The 18,348-nt window shown below is 58.9% G+C and carries 18 protein-coding genes; 12 read left to right on the forward strand and 6 right to left on the reverse strand.

Annotated elements, in window-relative coordinates; genetic code table 11:
- Positions 1–69: 69 nt before the first annotated feature.
- Entirely contained in the window at positions 70–1,464 is a 1,395-nt protein-coding gene (gene regB, locus E2L05_RS08305) for a sensor histidine kinase RegB (protein ID WP_133342454.1), read from the reverse strand.
- A gap of 109 nt (positions 1,465–1,573) precedes the next feature.
- Here regB and E2L05_RS08310 point away from each other — a divergent pair, with 109 nt between their 5' ends.
- Together E2L05_RS08310 and E2L05_RS08315 are read left to right on the forward strand one after the other, a co-directional pair.
- Positions 1,574–2,191 carry an SCO family protein gene (locus E2L05_RS08310; protein ID WP_133342455.1) on the forward strand — a complete coding sequence of 206 codons (618 nt, stop codon included), beginning with the start codon at positions 1,574–1,576 and terminating at the stop codon, positions 2,189–2,191.
- 72 nt (positions 2,192–2,263) lie between these two features.
- The gene (locus E2L05_RS08315; RefSeq protein ID WP_133342456.1) at positions 2,264–2,818 is read left to right on the forward strand and encodes an ActR/PrrA/RegA family redox response regulator transcription factor; all 555 of its coding nucleotides are present in this window, start codon (positions 2,264–2,266) and stop codon (positions 2,816–2,818) included.
- Between the two features lie 2 nt (positions 2,819–2,820).
- Here E2L05_RS08315 and E2L05_RS08320 read toward each other — a convergent pair whose 3' ends face one another.
- Complete coding sequence (locus E2L05_RS08320; RefSeq protein WP_133342457.1) at positions 2,821–3,696, reverse strand: LysR family transcriptional regulator; 876 nt, start codon at positions 3,694–3,696, stop codon at positions 2,821–2,823.
- Between E2L05_RS08320 and E2L05_RS20730 the strand changes: the two genes are divergently transcribed.
- Positions 3,675–3,962 (forward strand): hypothetical protein, encoded by a 288-nt coding sequence (locus tag E2L05_RS20730; protein WP_164685282.1) that lies wholly within the window; start codon positions 3,675–3,677, stop codon positions 3,960–3,962. The genes E2L05_RS08320 and E2L05_RS20730 overlap by 22 nt on opposite strands.
- Here E2L05_RS20730 and E2L05_RS08325 read toward each other — a convergent pair.
- Together E2L05_RS08325 and E2L05_RS08330 are read right to left on the reverse strand one after the other, a co-directional pair.
- Positions 3,945–4,508, reverse strand: coding sequence for an HD domain-containing protein (locus E2L05_RS08325; RefSeq protein WP_133342458.1), 564 nt, complete (start codon positions 4,506–4,508; stop codon positions 3,945–3,947). The genes E2L05_RS20730 and E2L05_RS08325 overlap by 18 nt on opposite strands.
- A gap of 51 nt (positions 4,509–4,559) precedes the next feature.
- Positions 4,560–5,783, reverse strand: coding sequence for an argininosuccinate synthase (locus E2L05_RS08330; RefSeq protein WP_133342459.1), 1,224 nt, complete (start codon positions 5,781–5,783; stop codon positions 4,560–4,562).
- Positions 5,784–5,982: 199 nt separating this feature from the next.
- Between E2L05_RS08330 and E2L05_RS08335 the strand changes: the two genes are divergently transcribed.
- The gene (locus tag E2L05_RS08335) at positions 5,983–6,408 is read left to right on the forward strand and encodes an acyl-CoA thioesterase (RefSeq protein WP_133342460.1); all 426 of its coding nucleotides are present in this window, start codon (positions 5,983–5,985) and stop codon (positions 6,406–6,408) included.
- 866 nt (positions 6,409–7,274) lie between these two features.
- Entirely contained in the window at positions 7,275–8,522 is a 1,248-nt protein-coding gene (gene ilvA, locus E2L05_RS08340) for a threonine ammonia-lyase IlvA (protein ID WP_133342461.1), read from the forward strand.
- Here the strand turns inward: ilvA and E2L05_RS08345 are convergent.
- Positions 8,519–8,848, reverse strand: coding sequence for an Hpt domain-containing protein (locus tag E2L05_RS08345; RefSeq protein WP_133342462.1), 330 nt, complete (start codon positions 8,846–8,848; stop codon positions 8,519–8,521). The two genes, ilvA and E2L05_RS08345, sit on opposite strands and share 4 nt — an antisense overlap.
- Positions 8,849–9,003: 155 nt before the next feature.
- Between E2L05_RS08345 and E2L05_RS08350 the strand changes: the two genes are divergently transcribed.
- The gene (locus tag E2L05_RS08350; protein WP_133342463.1) at positions 9,004–10,269 is read left to right on the forward strand and encodes a PP2C family protein-serine/threonine phosphatase; all 1,266 of its coding nucleotides are present in this window, start codon (positions 9,004–9,006) and stop codon (positions 10,267–10,269) included.
- A gap of 117 nt (positions 10,270–10,386) precedes the next feature.
- Here the strand turns inward: E2L05_RS08350 and E2L05_RS08355 are convergent, their stop codons facing one another.
- Complete coding sequence (locus tag E2L05_RS08355) at positions 10,387–10,821, reverse strand: NUDIX domain-containing protein (protein WP_133342464.1); 435 nt, start codon at positions 10,819–10,821, stop codon at positions 10,387–10,389.
- A gap of 69 nt (positions 10,822–10,890) precedes the next feature.
- On the opposite strand from E2L05_RS08355, the gene hslO reads away from it, so the two are divergent.
- From hslO to E2L05_RS08385, 6 genes are all read left to right on the forward strand, one after another.
- Positions 10,891–11,904: an Hsp33 family molecular chaperone HslO gene (gene hslO / locus E2L05_RS08360; RefSeq protein ID WP_133342465.1), complete on the forward strand. Its 1,014-nt coding sequence runs from the start codon at positions 10,891–10,893 to the stop codon at positions 11,902–11,904.
- Entirely contained in the window at positions 11,891–12,505 is a 615-nt protein-coding gene (locus E2L05_RS08365) for a CoA pyrophosphatase (protein ID WP_394346542.1), read from the forward strand. The genes hslO and E2L05_RS08365 overlap by 14 nt, the downstream gene beginning before the upstream one ends.
- Entirely contained in the window at positions 12,502–13,653 is a 1,152-nt protein-coding gene (locus E2L05_RS08370) for a CCA tRNA nucleotidyltransferase (RefSeq protein ID WP_133342467.1), read from the forward strand. The genes E2L05_RS08365 and E2L05_RS08370 overlap by 4 nt, the downstream gene beginning before the upstream one ends.
- Before the next feature lie 70 nt (positions 13,654–13,723).
- A complete protein-coding gene (locus tag E2L05_RS08375; protein WP_133342468.1) occupies positions 13,724–14,383 on the forward strand; it encodes a VPLPA-CTERM sorting domain-containing protein in 660 nt (219 codons plus the stop codon).
- Between the two features lie 107 nt (positions 14,384–14,490).
- Complete coding sequence (locus E2L05_RS08380; RefSeq protein ID WP_133342469.1) at positions 14,491–16,341, forward strand: ABC transporter ATP-binding protein; 1,851 nt, start codon at positions 14,491–14,493, stop codon at positions 16,339–16,341.
- The gene (locus E2L05_RS08385) at positions 16,338–18,197 is read left to right on the forward strand and encodes an ABC transporter ATP-binding protein (protein ID WP_133342470.1); all 1,860 of its coding nucleotides are present in this window, start codon (positions 16,338–16,340) and stop codon (positions 18,195–18,197) included. The genes E2L05_RS08380 and E2L05_RS08385 overlap by 4 nt, the downstream gene beginning before the upstream one ends.
- The last annotated feature ends 151 nt before the right edge of the window (positions 18,198–18,348 follow it).

Below are 18,348 nucleotides of genomic sequence, written 5' to 3' on the forward strand. Positions count from 1 at the left end.
ACACTTATCCTTCATTGTGATTAACACTTCATTAAACCCTGTGAACTCTGCGTAAACTCCCCGATATTTTTAGGTTTCGATCCGCTCATTGAGCCCCAACGCGCCTAATTTCGCATCTCGTGACGTGGCAATTCGGTCGCGCGGCCAGCGCACCTTTACAACGGCGCCAGACCTCGGTGGCCGTTCTTCCAACGTGAGAAACGGATCAGACCCATTCGAGAATTGCACGCTCGCGCCAGAGCGTTCGAGCAGGGTTTTGGCAATAAAGAGCCCGAGCCCCATCCCCTCATATTCTGGGCGTTGGGCGGTTTCCTCGGCAGTTTTGCGATGACGCAAAAACGGATCCCCCAAGCGCCCGATCACCTGCGGCGGATAGCCGGGACCATCATCACTGATCGTGATCAAGATCGCGCTATCGGTCCACGACGCATCGATCCAAACATTCTCCACAGCAAAATCGACGGCGTTCTGCACGAAGTTCCTTACACCGTGAATGATTTCAGGCTGGCGCTTGACAAAGGGCTGTTCGGTTTCGCCGTCTACCTCTGGCGCGACAACATAGTGGATCTTTATCCCACGCAAACTGTGCGGTTCTGCCGCCTCGCGGATCAGCGTGTCCAATGGCGCGTTTTGCATGTGCTTGTCGTCTTTCCCGGCACGGCCCATGGACCGAAGGATGTCGCGGCACCGGTCTGCCTGATCCCGGATCAAGCATGCATCTTCTTTGTGATCAGGGTCCTCGAGTTCGCTGGCAAGTTCGGAACTGACCAACTTGATCGTGGCAAGCGGCGTGCCCAACTCGTGTGCTGCCGCAGCGACCACGCCGCCAAGGTCCGTAAGTTTCTGCTCGCGAACCAGCGCCATCTGTGTCGCCAAAAGCGCATCGGACATGGAATGAATTTCAATGCTGATCCGCCGGGCATACCCCGCGATGAAGCCAAGCCCGATGACAATCGCGATCCAGAAACCGATCATGAAATCATGCGGCATCTGCATGATGAACCCTTCGTGCGTCCGTAATGGCACATGAAAGAATGCAACCGCCGTCAGCAACACAAAAGCCGTCCCCCCCAACAGCATCGTTGATTTAAGTCGCAGGACCGAGGCAGAGATTGTGACGGGGGCCAAAACCAGCAACGCAAACGGGTTGTTCAGTCCACCTGAAAGGTACAGCAAGAAACACAATTGCGCGATGTCGAACAATAGCATCGACACCACTTCGGCCTCTGTCAGGCGCTTGTTCTCAGGGAAAGCGTAAATCGCGATCAGGTTCGATACGACAGAGGCAGACACCGCCAAATAGCAAAACGCCAATGGCAAATTCAAAGAGAATACCACCTGCGCGACAGTTATCGTCACGAGTTGACCGCAAATAGCGATCCATCGCAGCACGATTAGCGTCCGCAACCTGATCCAATGGCTACGAGAGCCTGTCTTGAACATGTCGATGTTGGTGTCGGCCATGAATCTGCGGCGCCTTTCGTCACGATCCCGTGGCATTGCTGCCAATTGATTGATAGGCCTGCCCGACCTAGATGCAAACCGCCAAGTTGCACTTCCTCAAGGAGTCCCCATGTCCCGCTTCCTCGCCATTCTTGCCGCTGTGACTGTTGTTGTGCTTTTAGGGATCGGGCTTGCGATCACGCTGCGCGGGTCAACGGATGACCGCTTTGCACAATGTAGGGCCAGTCAGGTCGCGGGCGGCGATCTTGGCGGCCCGTTTGAATTGCTGAATGATCAGGGCGAAACAGTGACCGATGTCGATGTCATCACAGAACCGACGCTGATCTATTTCGGCTATACCTTCTGCCCGGATGTTTGCCCGCTTGATACTGCGCGCAATGCCGTTGCCATCGACATTCTGGAAGAAATGGGTGTCTCGGCCACACCGATATTCATATCCATTGATCCCAATCGCGACACCCCTGAAGTGGTCGGGCAATTCGCAGGCAACCTGCACGAAAAAATGATCGGCTTGACCGGCACCCCAGAACAGGTTCGCGCCGCCAGCCAGACCTACAAGACGTTCTACAGCGTCGCCGGGGATATGGATGACCCATATTACCTCGTCGATCATTCGACGATGACCTATCTTGTTCTGCCGGAATACGGGTTTGTCGAGTTCTTCAGACGTGACGCCACACCCGACGACATTGCGAATACCGTCGCTTGCTATGCTGGTGCCACTTAAAAAGCACGTGACAAATTGACGTTAACCAGAACAGCCGTTACTTGTTCTCTAACTGGGACGAGGAGAATGGCCATGGCAGAACAATCGCTTATGGAAATAGGTGAAGATAATTCACTGCTTCTGGTGGATGATGACGAACCGTTCCTGCGACGTCTGACCAAGGCGATGGAAAAACGCGGCTTTGCCCCGGAAATGGCCGGATCAGTGGTCGCCGGAAAGGCGATCGCCACAGCGCGCCCGCCAGCCTATGCAGTGATCGATCTCAGGCTTGAGGATGGCAATGGCCTCGACGTTGTCGAAGTTCTTCGCGAAAAGCGTCCGGATGCGCGCGTCGTTGTCCTGACTGGTTATGGTGCAATCGCCACGGCGGTGGCCGCCGTCAAAATCGGCGCAACTGACTATCTGTCCAAACCTGCAGATGCCAACGACATCACCGCCGCGCTTCTCGCATCACCTGACGAACTTCCGCCACCACCAGACAACCCCATGTCGGCAGACCGGGTACGTTGGGAGCATATTCAGCGCGTCTACGAACTTTGTGATCGCAATGTAAGCGAAACAGCCCGGCGTCTGAACATGCACCGCCGCACGCTGCAACGTATTTTGGCCAAGCGCAGTCCGCGCTAAGGTCAGCGGTTCTGCCGCTTCAGCCATGAGACGAAGGTTTTCACCCTGTCGCCCATCTGCGGTGACGGGGTTAAAACGTGATAGGACAGTGCGCCGCTTTCCCCTTCATAAAGCGACACCATCCTGCCCTCGGCCAAGTCGCGCTCCACAAGACTTTTCAACTGCACGGAAAGCCCATAGCCCGCGCGCACAGCCGCATGGACCAAGGTTGTTGTCGGCATTTCAGTAACTTTCATCCGTTCCGTATCAAGCCCGAGGGAACGACCCCACACCAACTGCTCGTTTGAGGCCGCCGTGAAAACCCATTTCTGGTGCACGAGATCCCCAAGGTCCTCAAGCTTGCACGCGCCTGCCGCGTATTCCGTCCCGGCCACGACGACAAAAGGCGATGCCAGCACGGCCTGAACATGCGTGCCCGGCCATCCGCCCTGACCAAAGCGGATCGCAACGTCCAGCCCATCACGGCGCAGATCAGTCACCCCCGGGTGCGGAAGAAGGGCCAGTTCAATCTCGGGATAGTCGCGCCAAAAGGCCCCCAAACGAGGCATAAGCCAGGTTTCTGCAAAGCTCGGTGTCAAACTGACCCGAAGCGGCTGCAACGCCTTGTCTTGTTTCAAGTCTTTTACAGTGCCCGCTATCGTCGAGAAGCCTTCCCCCAATCCGGCCGCGAGCTGTTGCCCGGCATCGGTCAGGCCCATCCCCTGCCCCTGACGCACAACCAACGTCATTGCAAAATCAGCTTCAAGCGCGCGCACATGCTGTGCCACGGCGGCATGGGTCACGTTCAACTCACGGGCAGCACCAGAAAACGACGCGTGGCGAGCCGTCGCTTCGAACGCGCGCAAGGCAGAAAGCGATGGAATATCACGCCAATCCATACAACCCACCTGTTAGAAAAATTAACATCCTAAAAATCTTAGCAACTTCGCGATTCTCGGCAAGCCCTTTATGCATTGGGCATCACGTCAACATAAGGAGAATGGAAGTGTTAGGAATTTTCGCAAAAAGCATGCAAACGGCCACCCGCAGCGCGCCACCCGCCCAACACCGGGATACAAAGCGCGCCGCATTGGAAATGGAAGTGCGCCGCCAGACCTATTTTATCGGCCGTCCAGCCGAACAGCCATCAGATCGCCGCAAGTAGTTCTTCGTGCCGTTTGGTGAAGGCCGCGCGCGTCGCAACGGGAGCGCGCAAATGAACAGAAAGCCCGTCGATAAGGGCTGAGGGAGGCGGCCTGAAATACTTGGCTGCCTCTTCTTGTGAAAAGCCAGCGATCCCTGTGGCTTCCATCCAAGCGGAAACCCTGTCGGCGCGCTTAATCTGCCTTTTGACACTGTCCGGCAAGGTCGCTGGCAAACCAAACCTAGTGTGAATTGCTGCGGTGAGCCGCGCTTCCAATTCCCCATAGCCCAGCCCAACGGCCGCCTTAACGGGCGAAATCATGTCACCGATCACGTATTCAGGTGCATCGTGCAACAGCGCCGCCAAACGCCATTTTGCAGGGGAATTAGGAGCGATCCTGCCGAAAATCTCTTCGACAAGCAGCGAATGTTCGGCGACCGAATAGGGATGTTCGCCGTAGGTCTGGCCATTCCAGCGCGCCACGAACGCAAGCCCGTGCGCAATATCCGAGACCTCGATATCAACCGGAGTCGGGTCGAGAAGGTCCAGCCTGCGGCCTGACAGCATACGCTGCCAAGCCCTTGGTGCAGGTTTAGCCAAAGCCCCCGACCCGCCCGCTTAACGAAGGCGGCGGTCGCGCATGGCAAGCAAGCGCAGGCGCAACGCGTTGAGTTTGATGAAACCCGCCGCGTCTTTTTGATCATAGGCCCCTGCATCGTCTTCGAAGGTCACATGCTCTTCGGAATAGAGGGAATGGTCAGACCAACGCCCCACCGTGCGAACCAAGCCTTTGTAAAGCTTAAGCCTTACGGTACCAGTGACGTGCTGTTGGCTCAGGTCGATCGCGGCTTGCAACATTTCCCGTTCGGGGCTGTACCAGAAGCCGTTATAGATCAGCTCGGCATAGCGTGGCATCAGCTCGTCTTTCAGGTGCGCCGCACCGCGGTCGAGCGTGATTTGTTCGATGCCGCGATGTGCTTCGAGAAGCAGGGTTCCGCCGGGCGTTTCATAGATTCCGCGCGACTTCATACCAACGAAGCGGCCTTCGACCAGATCGAGACGACCGCACCCGTGTTTGCCGCCCAATTCATTGAGCTTGGTCAGGATCGTGGCCGGGCTCATGGCGACGCCATCAATCGCGACCGCATCGCCTTTTTCAAACGTAATTTCAATGTATTCCGGCGTATCAGGCGCGTCTTCCGGGGCAACGGTCCGCTGGTAAACATAGGCCGGAGCATCCTCGGCCGGGTTTTCCAGAACCTTACCCTCGGACGAGGTGTGCAGCAGGTTGGCATCAACCGAGAATGGCGCCTCGCCGCGCTTGTCCTTGGCTATTGGAATCTGGTTTTTCTCTGCAAATTCAAGAAGTTTTGTCCGGCTGGACAAATCCCATTCGCGCCATGGTGCGATCACCCGGATATCGGGGTTCAGGGCGTACGCGCTCAGCTCGAAGCGAACCTGATCGTTGCCCTTGCCGGTGGCGCCGTGGGCAACCGCATCCGCGCCAGTTTGTTCAGCGATTTCAATAAGACGCTTGGAAATCAGCGGGCGCGCAATAGACGTGCCCAGCAGATACAGCCCTTCATAGACAGCGTTGGCGCGGAACATCGGGAACACGAAATCGCGCACGAATTCTTCGCGGACGTCTTCAATGAAGATATTTTCTGAAGCAATTCCAAGAAGTTCCGCCTTTTTCCGAGCTGGCTCCAGCTCTTCTCCCTGACCAAGATCGGCGGTGAAAGTAACAACTTCGCAGCCGTATTCCGTCTGCAGCCATTTCAGGATGATGGAGGTGTCGAGGCCGCCGGAATAGGCCAGCACGACTTTCTTGGGATGGGACATTGGGGCAACTCCTGCGCGGGATATTGGGGCGATTTACCTGTGATCGCGGAGCGGGGCAAGGCGGTGCAAAAGCGCCCAAGACGCTGTGTCGGAATCGTGTAGGAGTTCTGTAGGAGTCCCGTAGGAGGGCGCTGACCATTGCACAGGCGCAGTTGCGGGGGCAGCTTGGCATCTAATCGCAGTGTATGGAGGGGATGCAATGACACAGCAACGCCGGGTCGCGCTGATGCGCGGGGTGATCCACCCTTGGCATCACGACCATTTCGGCCACATGAACGTGCGCCACTATGCGCCGTTCTTCGACGACGCCTGTTACCACCTGTGGACGCAGCTTGGGATCAGCTATGAGACGATGCTGGCCGAGCACGGGGTGCATTGCGTCACCGCGCAGGCGACGACCGGGTTCGTCAAGGAACTGACGGCGGGCGATCTGATCGTGATCGACGGCGGTGTGACGCGAGTCGGCACCAAAAGCGCGACCTTCGGGCTGGAGATGCGGCACGCAGAAACCGGCGCGCTGCACGCGACTTACGAGGTGGTCGAAGTGTTTTTCGACCCCAAGACCCGCAAAGCGGCGGTGATGCCGGATGCGGTGCGGGCGGTGTTGGAGGACAGGACTGTTTAGTTGGGGCCACCAAAGGGGAACCCCGACCAAACCTGAGCAGCGCGAATTTTCCTTAAACGCGACAGCCGCTCGTTATACTAGCCCCAGTCCGCAAGGTCTTTACTAATGCTTTCGCCATTCAAGACAATTGGCGGAGAACAACTGGCACAGTTTGAGAAGCCTTGCTTGTTACAATACGTGCACGGCCCAGCCAAGTGTTCTACCGAATAGGAAAGTCGTGCCGTGCCGTGGCAATGGCGACAGATCTTTGTCGAGGTTCCGCCGCAGTTTGAGCAGCGCGGAAAGATGATCTTGGTGAATTTATAGGTATTTGCGGGCAGGTGGGTCATTTCCCACCACGTTGACCTTGACCCGTTTGTAAAGACTGCAACGCGGTAGCGGCCCGGATCAGGTCCCTCCCGGCGTGTTGCCGTGCTTGATGGCAGTGTCGACGTATAGCCAAACTTGCGCAGGCTTTCACCCCTCCCCTTGTTTCGGCCCATTTTCCCGTCTTCTGTAGGTACCTTGTCATAGGTCGTGGAATCTGCCCCCCTCCGATAAACTGGGTCGGTAATAAGTTTGAACAGATGCGTCCGTGTTGCCGAGGACAAATGCTTGGTCGCCTTGGTCATGAGGTCACTCCAGAATGGTATTGTTCTCCAGCGTGCGACGCTGCTTCACTGCCGGGCAGGTAGTGCGAAAACCGTGTTGGATCGGTGTTGTTAGGAAGCGTCCTTTGCCAGTCAGGCCACCCCTTAGGTCTTTGTTTGAGACAGACTAAGCGATGGCGGTGTTGCATCTGTGCGCCCGAGCACATTGCAGCCAACAAAACGCATACATCGTCGCGCCCGCTTGCCAAGCCTTTCCACCTGCCGCACAAGGAGACGATGACCAGTTTCGCAGATGCCGCCCTTGCCGCCACGGCCCGTATGCGCGGGCTCTTTCCGCCGACGCCCTGTTTACGGAACGATTTCCTGTCGGAAAAATTTGGCGCAGAGATTTGGCTGAAACGGGAAGATCTGTCGCCCGTTCGCTCGTATAAGATCCGGGGCGCATTCAATGCCATGCGCAAGGTGCGCGCAAACGACCCGGCGCAGGAGCAATTCGTGTGCGCCAGTGCGGGAAATCACGCGCAGGGTGTGGCCTTTGCCTGCCGCCATTTCGGGGTGCGCGGCACCATCTATATGCCGGTGACCACACCGCAGCAGAAAATCCACAAGACACGCACATTTGGTGGCGATTCTATCGAGGTGCGGCTGGTCGGCGATTATTTTGACGATACGCTGGCCGCCGCGCAGGCGTGGTGCGCCGAGGTGGGCGGGCATTTCCTTGCGCCGTTCGATGATGACGACGTGATCGAGGGCCAAGCCTCGGTCGCGGTGGAGATTCTGGATCAGCTGGGCAGCGCGCCCGACATGGTGATTTTACCGGTGGGTGGCGGCGGTTTGTCAGCCGGGTCGCGTAAATACCTGAGCGAGGTCGCTCCCGATGTTGCGTTGCGGCTGGTCGAGCCCGAGGGCGGCGCAAGTCTGATGGCAGCCTTGCATGCCGGTGCGCCGGTGACATTACCGAAGGTTGATAACTTCGTCGATGGCGCATCGGTGGCGCGGATTGGGGCGCGGAATTTTGCAGCCTTGGCTGAGACAGATCCGGCCAATGTGCTGAGCGCACCAGAGGATCGGATTTGCGTGACGCTGCTTGAGATGCTGAACATTGAAGGGATCGTTCTGGAACCGGCTGGAGCGCTGGCCGTAGATGTTCTGCCAACTCTTGCCGCAGACATCGCGGGCAAAACAGTTGTGTGCGTGACCTCGGGCGGTAATTTTGATTTTGAGCGTCTGCCTGAAGTGAAGGAGCGGGCGCAGAGATTCTCGGGGTTGAAGAAGTACTTCATTTTGCGTCTGCCACAGCGCCCCGGCGCGCTGCGTGACTTTCTGGAATTGTTGGGACCGAACGACGATATTGCACGTTTCGAATATCTTAAGAAATCAGCGCGCAATTTCGGGTCTGTTCTTATTGGGATCGAAACCGTGGATGCGTCGAATTTTCAGCATCTTTTTGCCCAGCTGGACGAACGGGGCTTCGTCTATCAGGACATAACGCACACGCCCACTTTGGCAGAGTTCCTGATCTAGCCTGCCATTCTTTGGGTGTCACCGTTTTGTATTTCGACCTTTGACCGGGCATAGGCGGCCAGCACGTGCGCAACATCAACCGTGGCCGCCCCGCCGGTGCGCAAGGCAGATTCGGCATTGCTGCATACGGTTGCCAGGTCATCGAACCCGAGATTAAGCGCCGCGCCCTTCATGAAATGCAGTTCACTTCCCAATGTTTCCGGGTCCGGCGCCGCGGCGAGCCGTTCGGCCACACCATCGGTTTCTTCCAGAAACAAGGCAACCACTTCCTCGAACGCATCGGCGCCGACCTCTGATCGCAGTTCGTGAACTCTATCCCAATTCATTGCAGTCCCTTCCTTCGCTATTTTCAGCGAGCATGGAGTTGCAGCTATCAGGCAGTGATTAAGCTGTTGTTAGCAAATACACCCACATTTTATCTTTCACCCGGCATTAACCCTGCGGTGTCACTCCTCAATGCGGATATTTGAGGACCAACAGAATGCACAGCATCGCACGACAACCCAGACCGCCGGCGGCGGAAAGGAATGGCGCGCCCCGCATCCTTGTGGTGGATGACAGCCGTGCGCAGCGCATGGTGCTGGCCGCCACGCTGCGGCGCAGCGGATATGAGGTATTCGAAGCCGATAGCGGTGAGGCCGCGCTGGAAGTGGCGCAGGAGCATGGGCTGCATCTGGTACTGAGCGACTGGATGATGCCGGGCATGAGCGGCCCTGACCTGTGCCGTGCCCTGCGCCAACGAGAGGGCGGCGACTATGTTTATTTCATCTTGTTAACCTCGAAGAACGAACGTGCCGAGATCGCCGAAGGGCTTGAGATGGGCGCCGATGACTTTTTGACCAAGCCTGTCAGCGGTGACGAATTGCGCGCAAGGCTGAACGCCGGGAACCGAATCCTCGACATGCAGGGGGAGTTGACCGCGAAGAATCGGTTGGTCGAGGACACGCTGAACGAGTTGCAGCGCCTGTATGATTTGGTGGACAGCGACCTTCGAGAGGCGCGTAAACTTCAAGACGCGCTGGTGCGCGACAGGTTCCACGATTTTGGCGTCGGCCAGGTGTCGCTGCTATTGCGGTCATCAGGGCATGTGGGCGGCGATCTGGTGGGCTTTTTCCGCGCCAGTCAAACCCAGATTGCATTATACTCCATCGATGTGTCCGGCCACGGCATCACATCGGCTTTGATGACAGCCCGCCTCGCCGGGCATCTCAACACGGCCTCGCCGGAATATAATATCGCGCTGAGTCACACGGCGGGCGATTTTTATCGGGTGCTGCCATCCGACGTCGTGGTCACACGGTTCAACGATCTGATGTCAAATGTCATCGAGACCGAGCATTACTTTACGATTGTCTTTGCCATCGTCGACCTGAACAGCGGCGACGTGCAGTTGACGCAAGCCGGGCACCCCTATCCTGCGGTTCAGCGCAAGAACGGGACGATTGAATATCACGGAAACGGCGGGCTGCCAGTCGGGTTGATCGACGGGGCGGGTTATGAACGGGTGTCTCTGCATCTGGAGCCCGGCGACCGGCTGTTATTGTGTTCGGATGGGTTGACCGAATGCCACCAACCAAGTGGTGCCTTGCTTGAAGAAGAAGGGCTGGCCCGGATGCTGGCAGATCATCATGACGTACGTGGGCCTGCACTTCTTGAACAACTGGTCGCAGATTTGGCCGAATTTCACGGTAGCGACGCCTTTCCAGACGACCTTTCAGCCGTGCTGTTTGAATATGCTGGAAAATAGGGGCGATGCCACAAAGCATTGGCGCAAAAATCAGGCGCGATGTCCTGTTTCAGCCAACTTTCCTTTGGCAGCACACGGTTTTGCCAAGCATTGAGGGCGCATGCGCCCCGTGCAGCCCTAGCCGATCACTGCGCGCAAAGCAGCCCTGTCACCGGGACTGGCCACAAGCCCGGCCGCTGAACGTGCAGGAACCCAGAATTCCGTGTGCCCCGGTTCAGACGGCGGCCCGAGGCGCAAGGCCGGACGCGCCAAGTAAATGGTGCAGATCTTTTCTGCCCAGAGGTCGTATTCAGGCATGTAGGTAAAGCGCTTGTGCACATCTACGCGCCGCACGGAGCCGACACACCAGCCGGTTTCTTCGAACACTTCACGGTGCAAGGCGTGCAAGGGATTTTCACCGGGATCAATGCCACCACCCGGCAGTTGAAATTCAGGGGAAGGGGCCTGTTGATGGGTCAAAAGAACCCTGCCCGCCCGCAACAGAATGGCGTACACACCGGGTCGCGGTGTGTAGCGTGTATCGGAACGAGGTGAATTTCCAAATCGGCGCATGCCTTGGACCTGCGGTTGTCGTGCCTATATTGGCGCGGTATGCCCAAAACACAGGGCGAAGGGAACCCCATGACACTTGGATCAATAATAGCCTGGGACGACACCGTTCTGCCATTTCAGCTTGACCGCAGCGACGTTCGCGGGCGGGTTGCTCGGCTTGACGGTGTGCTGGACCAGATTCTTGCACAACACGACTACCCCCCGCAGATCGAAGCGCTTGTCGCCGAGATGGCTTTGCTGACGGCCATGATCGGGCAAACGATCAAACTGCGTTGGAAGCTGTCACTTCAAGTGCGCGGTGACGGCGGCGCACGCCTGATCGCCACGGACTACTACGGCCCGACCGAAGATGGTGCGCCCGCACGCATCCGGGCTTATGCCAGCTTCGATGCGGCCAAATTGGATGATCGCCCCGCTTTCGAGCAGATCGGCAAAGGATATTTCGCTGTTCTGCTGGATCAAGGTGACGGCACGACGCCCTATCAGGGGATCACGCCCATCGCCGGTGGGTCGCTGGCAAGCTGTGCGCAGACGTATTTCGCGCAGTCCGAGCAGTTGCCGACGCGGTTTGCGTTGTCTTACGGCACCGCGCAAACACCCGGCACTGATGCGCAATGGCGCGCCGGCGGTGTGATGTTGCAGGTGATGCCTAAGGCCTCCATTCCCGCGCCAAGCGAAGGCGGTGCTGATGAAGGTGGGCTTCTGGCCCCCAGTGACTTGTTGGATGAAGAAGACGGCGAAAGCTGGGAGCGGGCGAACATCCTGCTGGATACAGTCGAAGAAATGGAACTGATTGGCCCGCATGTGCAGCCGACGGACCTTTTGGTGCGGTTGTTTCACGAAGAGGCCCCGAGGGTGTTCGACCCCCAGCCGGTGACCTTTGGCTGCACCTGCAGCGCTGATCGCGTGCGCGAAAGCCTGTCGATCTATTCGGCGCGAGACATTGCCCATATGACAACCGAGGATGGGATCGTCACAGCCGATTGTCAGTTCTGCGGCGCGCATTACGAGTTCGACCCCGAAACACTGGGGTTCGAGGCCAAAGTCCCGCCTGCGGAGGACGAAAGCGGTGACAACGCCTGATCCATCCAGCGCGCTGGAGGCGCGGCTGCGGGCGGCCTTGGCGCGGCGGACCGATCCGTCGTCGGATTTCGACCTGAACCCTGACACGGTGCTGCCCGAAGGGCGGCGCCTGCGGCCTGCCGCGGTCTTGGTTGGCGTGATCGGGCCTGATGACGCGCCAGAGGTTATTTTGACAAAACGGTCATCACGGTTGCAGCACCACCCAGGGCAGATTGCCTTTCCGGGTGGCAAGCAGGATGCGGGCGATGACGGGCCCGTGGACGCGGCCTTGCGTGAAGCTGAGGAAGAAATTGGTTTGCCGCGTGATTTGGTGCGCGTTCTGGGGAACTTGCCCCCCCATGAGACGGTCACGGGGTTCACTGTGACCCCGGTTCTGGCACGGATTACCGGCGATTTCGTCCCAGTGGCAGAGGCAGGCGAAGTTGCAGAAGTTTTTCGCGTGCCGCTGGCCCATCTGAGCGATCCGGCCCGGTTTCGCATCGAGGGGCGGCGCTGGCGCGGGCAACAGCGACAATACTACACTGTGCCTTGGGGGCCGTATTACATCTGGGGCGCGACTGCGCGCATTCTGCGCGGGCTGGCCGGGCGGCTGGACCCGTGACGCGCATCACGGCAGACTGGCTCGACGCGGCCGCCACGCGCGCGGTTTTCGATGCGTTGACCGGTGCCGGGCATGCGGCTTATGCCGTGGGGGGCTGTGTGCGGAATACGCTTCTGCATCGGCCCGTTGCCGATGTGGACATTGCCACCGATGCCCGCCCAGAGCAGACCATTGCTGCGGCCCAGACTGCGGGGCTGCAAGCGATACCGACAGGCGCAGCCCACGGCACAATCACTTTGGTCGCTGGCGGTGACCCGTTCGAGGTCACGACTTTTCGTCATGACGTCGACACGGATGGCCGCCACGCGGTTGTCGCTTTTTCAGACCGGCTGGAGGATGACGCCGCGCGGCGAGATTTCACCATGAATGCGCTTTATGCTGACCCCGATGGGCATGTGATCGATCCCATGCACGGGCTGCCAGATCTGCGCGCCGGGCGGTTGCGGTTCATTGGGGATCCGTCACAGCGCATCGCCGAAGATTATTTGCGAATTCTGCGGTTTTTTCGGTTTCATGCCTGGTATGCCGACCCCGATGGCGGGATTGATGCCGAGGGGTTGGCGGCCTGTGCGGCGGGGCAAGATGGTCTGACGCGGGTGTCTGCGGAACGGGTTGGCCATGAAATACTACGGCTTCTGGCAGCAGATGACCCGGCACCCGCAGTTGCGGCGATGGAAAGCACCGGAATTCTGGCGCGGCTGTTGCCCGGCGCAGATACAAAAGGGCTGGCGCCGCTTGTGATGCTTGAAGACGGCCTGCCCCCTGATCCGCTTCGGCGGCTGGCTGCGTTGGGTGGAGAGGATCCCACAGAACGACTGCGGTTAAGCCGCGCTCAAACCCGCCGGCTTGAGCTGTTGGCAGGGGCGGCACGCGACGGGATTGGGGTGGCGGAAATGAGCTATCGCCATGGCCCCCAAGAGGCACGAAACAGTGCGCTGATCCGCTCGGCGTTGTTGGCCACCCCCCTGCCCCCAACGCTTGACGAGGATATCGCGCGCGGCGCAGGGGCGAAATTCCCGGTTGCTGCGGCTGACCTGATGCCGGGCCTGACGGGGCGCGCTTTGGGCGCGCGGTTGCGCACGCTAGAGGCCGCTTGGATCGCATCGGAGTTCACATTGACACGGGACGCTCTGCTCGCGCTGCGTTAACCAGTTTTCCGAGACCTATTACCTTAGGTAAAATATGGTGATATGTTTAAGCAAAGAGGGAGGGTTTGCTATGTTAAAAAGTCTTATTTCGGCCGTCGGTTTTGTTAGCTTGAGCTTGGTAGGTACGGTGCATGCTGCATCCGTGAGCCCGGAAAGCTATGATATGCTGAATGGTGGAACCGGGTCATTTACCTATCGCGATGACAGCTATTCTGGCGGCACTGGCAATCCGGCCGTGAGTTATAGCGCGTTAACCGGCGGACTTGGCGATTTGACAGACGGCGTCATCGCGACCCAGAACTGGAACGTCACTCCGGGGCCTTATGTCGGGTGGTGGTCGAGCGTCGTCGTCAACCCACAGGTGACGTTTAAGTTCGATCAGGCTTACGACTTCACGTCGATCACGGCCTATGTGGACGATTCCAACGGGGCTGGCGGTGTTTCGTTGCCCAATTCGATCGATGTGAGCGGCGCTGGAAATTTCGCGATTTCAGATCCTGCATCTGCCGCGCCGATTGCTTTTGTGATGAACGTCACCGGCCTGACGAGCGATTCAGTTACCCTGACATTCAATCATCGTAATTCATGGATCATGGTCAGCGAAGTGCGGTTCGACGGAACGCCGACAAGTGCTGTTCCGGTACCTGCTGCGCTGCCGCTATTGGGTGCAGGGCTTGGGGCCCTTGGCCTCATGCGCGCACGGCGCAGGACCTCCGCCAAGGCAGCTTGAACGGTGACCTGACTTTACCCGGCCGCCCCTGTGTCGCGGCCGGGTTTGGAAAGTGGAGATTTCGGGTTAGATACAAGGCCACGCCTTTTCTTGGATAAGCCTTTCCCGTGTTCCGATTCTTCGAAACTCTTGTCGATCCCTATGTGAGCTATGCTCACGAGGACACACCGCCCAAGCGGTTGTGGCCTTTTTTGCGTGGCTATGCGCGCCCCTTCCGGGGGCTTTTTGCTTTGACCGGGATGATGTCGATCACTGTTGCCGCGGTCGAAGTTGGCTTGATCTGGTACATGGGGCGGATCGTCGACGTTCTGTCCGCAACCGGGCCGGAAATGGTTTGGGAAACCTATGGGCTGGAATTGATTCTGGCCGCAGTGTTTCTGCTTCTCCTGCGTCCGATGATTCAGGCGTTGGATGTACTGCTTCTTAACAACGCGATTTTGCCAAATTTTGGCACGTTGATTCGTTGGCGCGCGCACCGTCACGTGTTGCGCCAATCCGTTGGCTGGTTCGAGAATGACTTTGCCGGACGGATCGCGAACCGGATCATGCAGGCACCGCCCGCTGCCGGTGACGCCGTATTTCAGGTGTTTGATGCACTGACATTTGCCGTGGCGTACATGATCGGCGCCGCCATTTTGCTGGCCGATGCCGATCTGCGACTGGCCGTGCCATTGGTGGCGTGGCTCGTATGTTATGCCGCGCTGGTGCGCTGGACGATCCGCCGGGTCGGCCCCGCCTCGCAGGCCAGCAGTGACGCGAGGTCGATGACAACGGGCCGGGTGGTGGACAGTTATTCAAACATCCAGTCGGTGAAGCTTTTTGCCCATCACGACCGGGAAATCGCCTATGCCCACGAGGCCATAGAAACGACGCGCCAGACCTTTGCCCGCGAGATGCGCATTTTCACTGTCATGGATATCACGCTGACTTTGCTGAACGGCGCACTGATTGTCGGCGTTGTCGGCTGGGCCATTGGCTTGTGGATGCATGGCGCGGCCAGCGTCGGGGTTGTGGCCGCCGCAACCGCGCTGACCTTGCGCCTGAACGCGATGACCGGATGGATCATGTGGGCTGTCAGCACCTTTTTCCGCTCGCTCGGGGTAGTGAAAGAGGGGATGGAGACGATCGCACAACCCATCACCTTGCTGGATCGCCCAGACGCCGTGCCGTTGCGACTGACCGATGGCGGTATCAAAGTGACGAGCCTGTCACACCACTATGGGCGCGGGGCTGGCGGATTGGACCAGATAGACTTCACCCTCAGACCTGGTGAAAAGATCGGGCTTGTCGGGCGCTCTGGCGCGGGCAAATCCACTTTGGTCAAGTTGCTTTTGCGGTTCTACGAGGCCGAAGGCGGACGTATCGAAATTGACGGTCAGGATATCGCGGGGGTGACCCAAGACAGTCTGCGTGCCCAGATTGGCATGGTCAGCCAAGAAGCGTCGCTGATGCACCGGTCGGTTCGCGACAACATTTTGTACGGCCGCCCGGATGCAAGCGAGGCCGAGATGATTGCGGCCGCTCGCAAGGCCGAGGCGCATGAGTTCATCCTTGATCTGGAAGACCCGCAAGGGCGGCGCGGCTATGACGCCCATGTCGGCGAACGAGGGGTCAAATTGTCTGGCGGGCAACGGCAGCGCGTGTCACTGGCGCGAGTCATCTTGAAAGACGCGCCGATCCTTGTGCTGGATGAGGCGACAAGCGCCTTGGACAGCGAGGTCGAGGCGCAAATACAGGCGACGCTTTATGACATGATGGACGGCAAGACGGTGATCGCCATCGCGCACCGGCTGTCCACCATCGCAGCGATGGACCGTATTCTGGTTCTGGAAGATGGCCGCATCGCCGAAGTTGGTGCCCATGACGCGTTGTTGGCACAGGGCGGGCTTTATGCCGGTTTCTGGGCGCGGCAATCAGGTGGATTTATTGGTTCAGATGACAACGAGGCCGCGGAATGACGATTGATCGTGCGGCGAAGAAGCTGGGCCTGACATGGCTGGGCACCCGGATTGACCCGTTTGCCGCTGCAAGCGGCCCGCCGCCCAGCGCACTTTGGCCTTTCATGCGCTGGTGTTTGCGCGGCTCGGAGCCGGTTCTTGTCTTGGCCGGGCTGGTTGCCGTCATGACTGGATCTTTGGAAGTGGTGATCGCGCTGCTTCTTGGCCAGGTGGTGGATATTGCGCTTGCTTCTGGGCCAGAGGCTGTCTTTTCCGACAACACCGGCGTGTTGCTGGCCATGCTGGCGCTGGTTGTGGTCGCCCGTCCGCTGAGCTTTGGTCTGTCGGCCGCGATGCAGAGCATCGTTGTCGGGCCCAATGTGAACACACTGACCCTGTCTAGATTGCATCGCTGGACCCTTGGTCAGGCAGTGACCTTTTTTGACAATGATTTTGCGGGACGTATCGCGCAGAAGGAAATGCAAACCAGCCGCGCCGTGATGGATATCACCGTTGAGGGGCTGAACACGATTGTGTTCGCGCTCGCTTCGATCACTGCGTCAGTCGTGATGCTCACGACGATAGACTGGCGCATTGCGCTGCTGCTGCTTACATGGCTGGCCGGGTATCTGCTGTTCATCGCGGCGTGGTTGCCGAAGGTTCGCGCGCGGGCGGCAAAGCGCGCCGGGGCGCGGGCGGCCGTTTCAGGGCAGGTCGTGGACACAGTATCGAACATGCGCACTGTCAAGCTGTTCGCAAATGACCGACTTGAGGATGACAAAGCCCTCGAAGGCATGGGCCATTACCGGGACCGGGCGATGGAGTTCGGCTATGTATCGACGTTCTTCCGCCTGCTGCTGATGACCATTGCAGGGCTGGTGCCTGCGGTGTTGGTCGGGTCAACCTTGTGGTTCTGGCAAGCGGGCATTGCCACCACCGGCGACATTGCGGCCACCGGGGCCATTGCGATCCGAATTGCACAGATGACCGGCTGGGTGAGTTTCACGCTGATGAGCATTTACGCAAGTCTGGGCGAGGTCGAAGATGGAATGCGCACCCTCGCGCCTGCCCACACATTGCAAGATGCGCCGGGGGCACGGTCATTGCCTGCGGGGGCGGCCGATGTGACATTTGAGCGTGCGAGTTTCGCGTATGGCCAGACTGTGGGCGGTGTTCGCGGGATCGATCTGACCATTCGCAAGGGGGAGAAGCTGGGGCTCGTGGGTGCGTCCGGGGCGGGCAAATCCACACTAGTCAGCCTTTTGTTGCGCCTGCATGACGTACAAGACGGCCGGGTTCTGGTCGGCGGGCAAGACGTGCGCGATGTGACCCAAGCCAGCCTGCGCAGGCAGGTTGCCATGGTCACGCAGGAAACTGCGATGTTCAATCGGTCAGCTCGTGACAACATCCTCTATGGCCGCACAGATGCCACCGAGGCAGAACTCCACGACGCCGCCCGCAAGGCAGAGGCGTCGGAATTCATAGCCCAATTGAAGGATCACGCCGGGCGCACCGGGTATGACGCGCATTTGGGCGAGCGCGGGGTCAAACTGTCGGGTGGGCAGCGTCAGCGAATTGCCCTTGCCCGTGCGATCCTGAAAGATGCGCCGATCCTTGTGCTGGACGAGGCGACAAGTGCGTTGGACAGCGAAGTCGAAGCCTCGATCCAGTCCGCGCTGGAGCGGGTGATGGAGGGTAAGACGGTTCTGGCCATTGCCCACCGGCTCAGCACGCTTGCCCGCATGGACCGAATTATCGTGATGGAGCAGGGGCAGATCGTCGAAGAAGGCACCCATGAAGCGCTGTTGTCGCGCGGCGGGGTCTATGCGCGATATTGGCACCGTCAGTCCGGCGGGTTCATCGCAGCAGCCGAGTAGGCTTGCCCGCACGCCCACCGGCCTGTAACGCGGCGGCATGAATGACATCACGATAGAACGATTGGGCCATCAGGGCGACGGCATCGCCGCCGGGCCAGTTTTCGCAGCACGCACGTTGCCCGGAGAGGTGATTACCGGCGAGGTGATCGGC

This window comes from Meridianimarinicoccus aquatilis (assembly GCF_004358675.1).
GTDB lineage: Bacteria > Pseudomonadota > Alphaproteobacteria > Rhodobacterales > Rhodobacteraceae > Meridianimarinicoccus > Meridianimarinicoccus aquatilis.

Excerpts from the sequence above, each read along its gene's own strand:
- regB (WP_133342454.1), bottom strand. The coding sequence starts at position 1,464 with ATGGCCGACACCAACATCGACATGTTCAAGACAGGCTCTCGTAGCCAT.
- E2L05_RS08310 (WP_133342455.1), top strand. The coding sequence starts at position 1,574 with ATGTCCCGCTTCCTCGCCATTCTTGCCGCTGTGACTGTTGTTGTGCTT.
- E2L05_RS08315 (WP_133342456.1), top strand. The coding sequence starts at position 2,264 with ATGGCAGAACAATCGCTTATGGAAATAGGTGAAGATAATTCACTGCTT.
- E2L05_RS20730 (WP_164685282.1), top strand. The coding sequence starts at position 3,675 with ATGGAATATCACGCCAATCCATACAACCCACCTGTTAGAAAAATTAAC.
- E2L05_RS08320 (WP_133342457.1), bottom strand. The coding sequence starts at position 3,696 with ATGGATTGGCGTGATATTCCATCGCTTTCTGCCTTGCGCGCGTTCGAA.
- E2L05_RS08325 (WP_133342458.1), bottom strand. The coding sequence starts at position 4,508 with ATGCTGTCAGGCCGCAGGCTGGACCTTCTCGACCCGACTCCGGTTGAT.
- E2L05_RS08330 (WP_133342459.1), bottom strand. The coding sequence starts at position 5,783 with ATGTCCCATCCCAAGAAAGTCGTGCTGGCCTATTCCGGCGGCCTCGAC.
- E2L05_RS08335 (WP_133342460.1), top strand. The coding sequence starts at position 5,983 with ATGACACAGCAACGCCGGGTCGCGCTGATGCGCGGGGTGATCCACCCT.
- ilvA (WP_133342461.1), top strand. The coding sequence starts at position 7,275 with ATGACCAGTTTCGCAGATGCCGCCCTTGCCGCCACGGCCCGTATGCGC.
- E2L05_RS08345 (WP_133342462.1), bottom strand. The coding sequence starts at position 8,848 with ATGAATTGGGATAGAGTTCACGAACTGCGATCAGAGGTCGGCGCCGAT.
- E2L05_RS08350 (WP_133342463.1), top strand. The coding sequence starts at position 9,004 with ATGCACAGCATCGCACGACAACCCAGACCGCCGGCGGCGGAAAGGAAT.
- E2L05_RS08355 (WP_133342464.1), bottom strand. The coding sequence starts at position 10,821 with ATGCGCCGATTTGGAAATTCACCTCGTTCCGATACACGCTACACACCG.
- hslO (WP_133342465.1), top strand. The coding sequence starts at position 10,891 with ATGACACTTGGATCAATAATAGCCTGGGACGACACCGTTCTGCCATTT.
- E2L05_RS08375 (WP_133342468.1), top strand. The coding sequence starts at position 13,724 with ATGTTAAAAAGTCTTATTTCGGCCGTCGGTTTTGTTAGCTTGAGCTTG.
- E2L05_RS08385 (WP_133342470.1), top strand. The coding sequence starts at position 16,338 with ATGACGATTGATCGTGCGGCGAAGAAGCTGGGCCTGACATGGCTGGGC.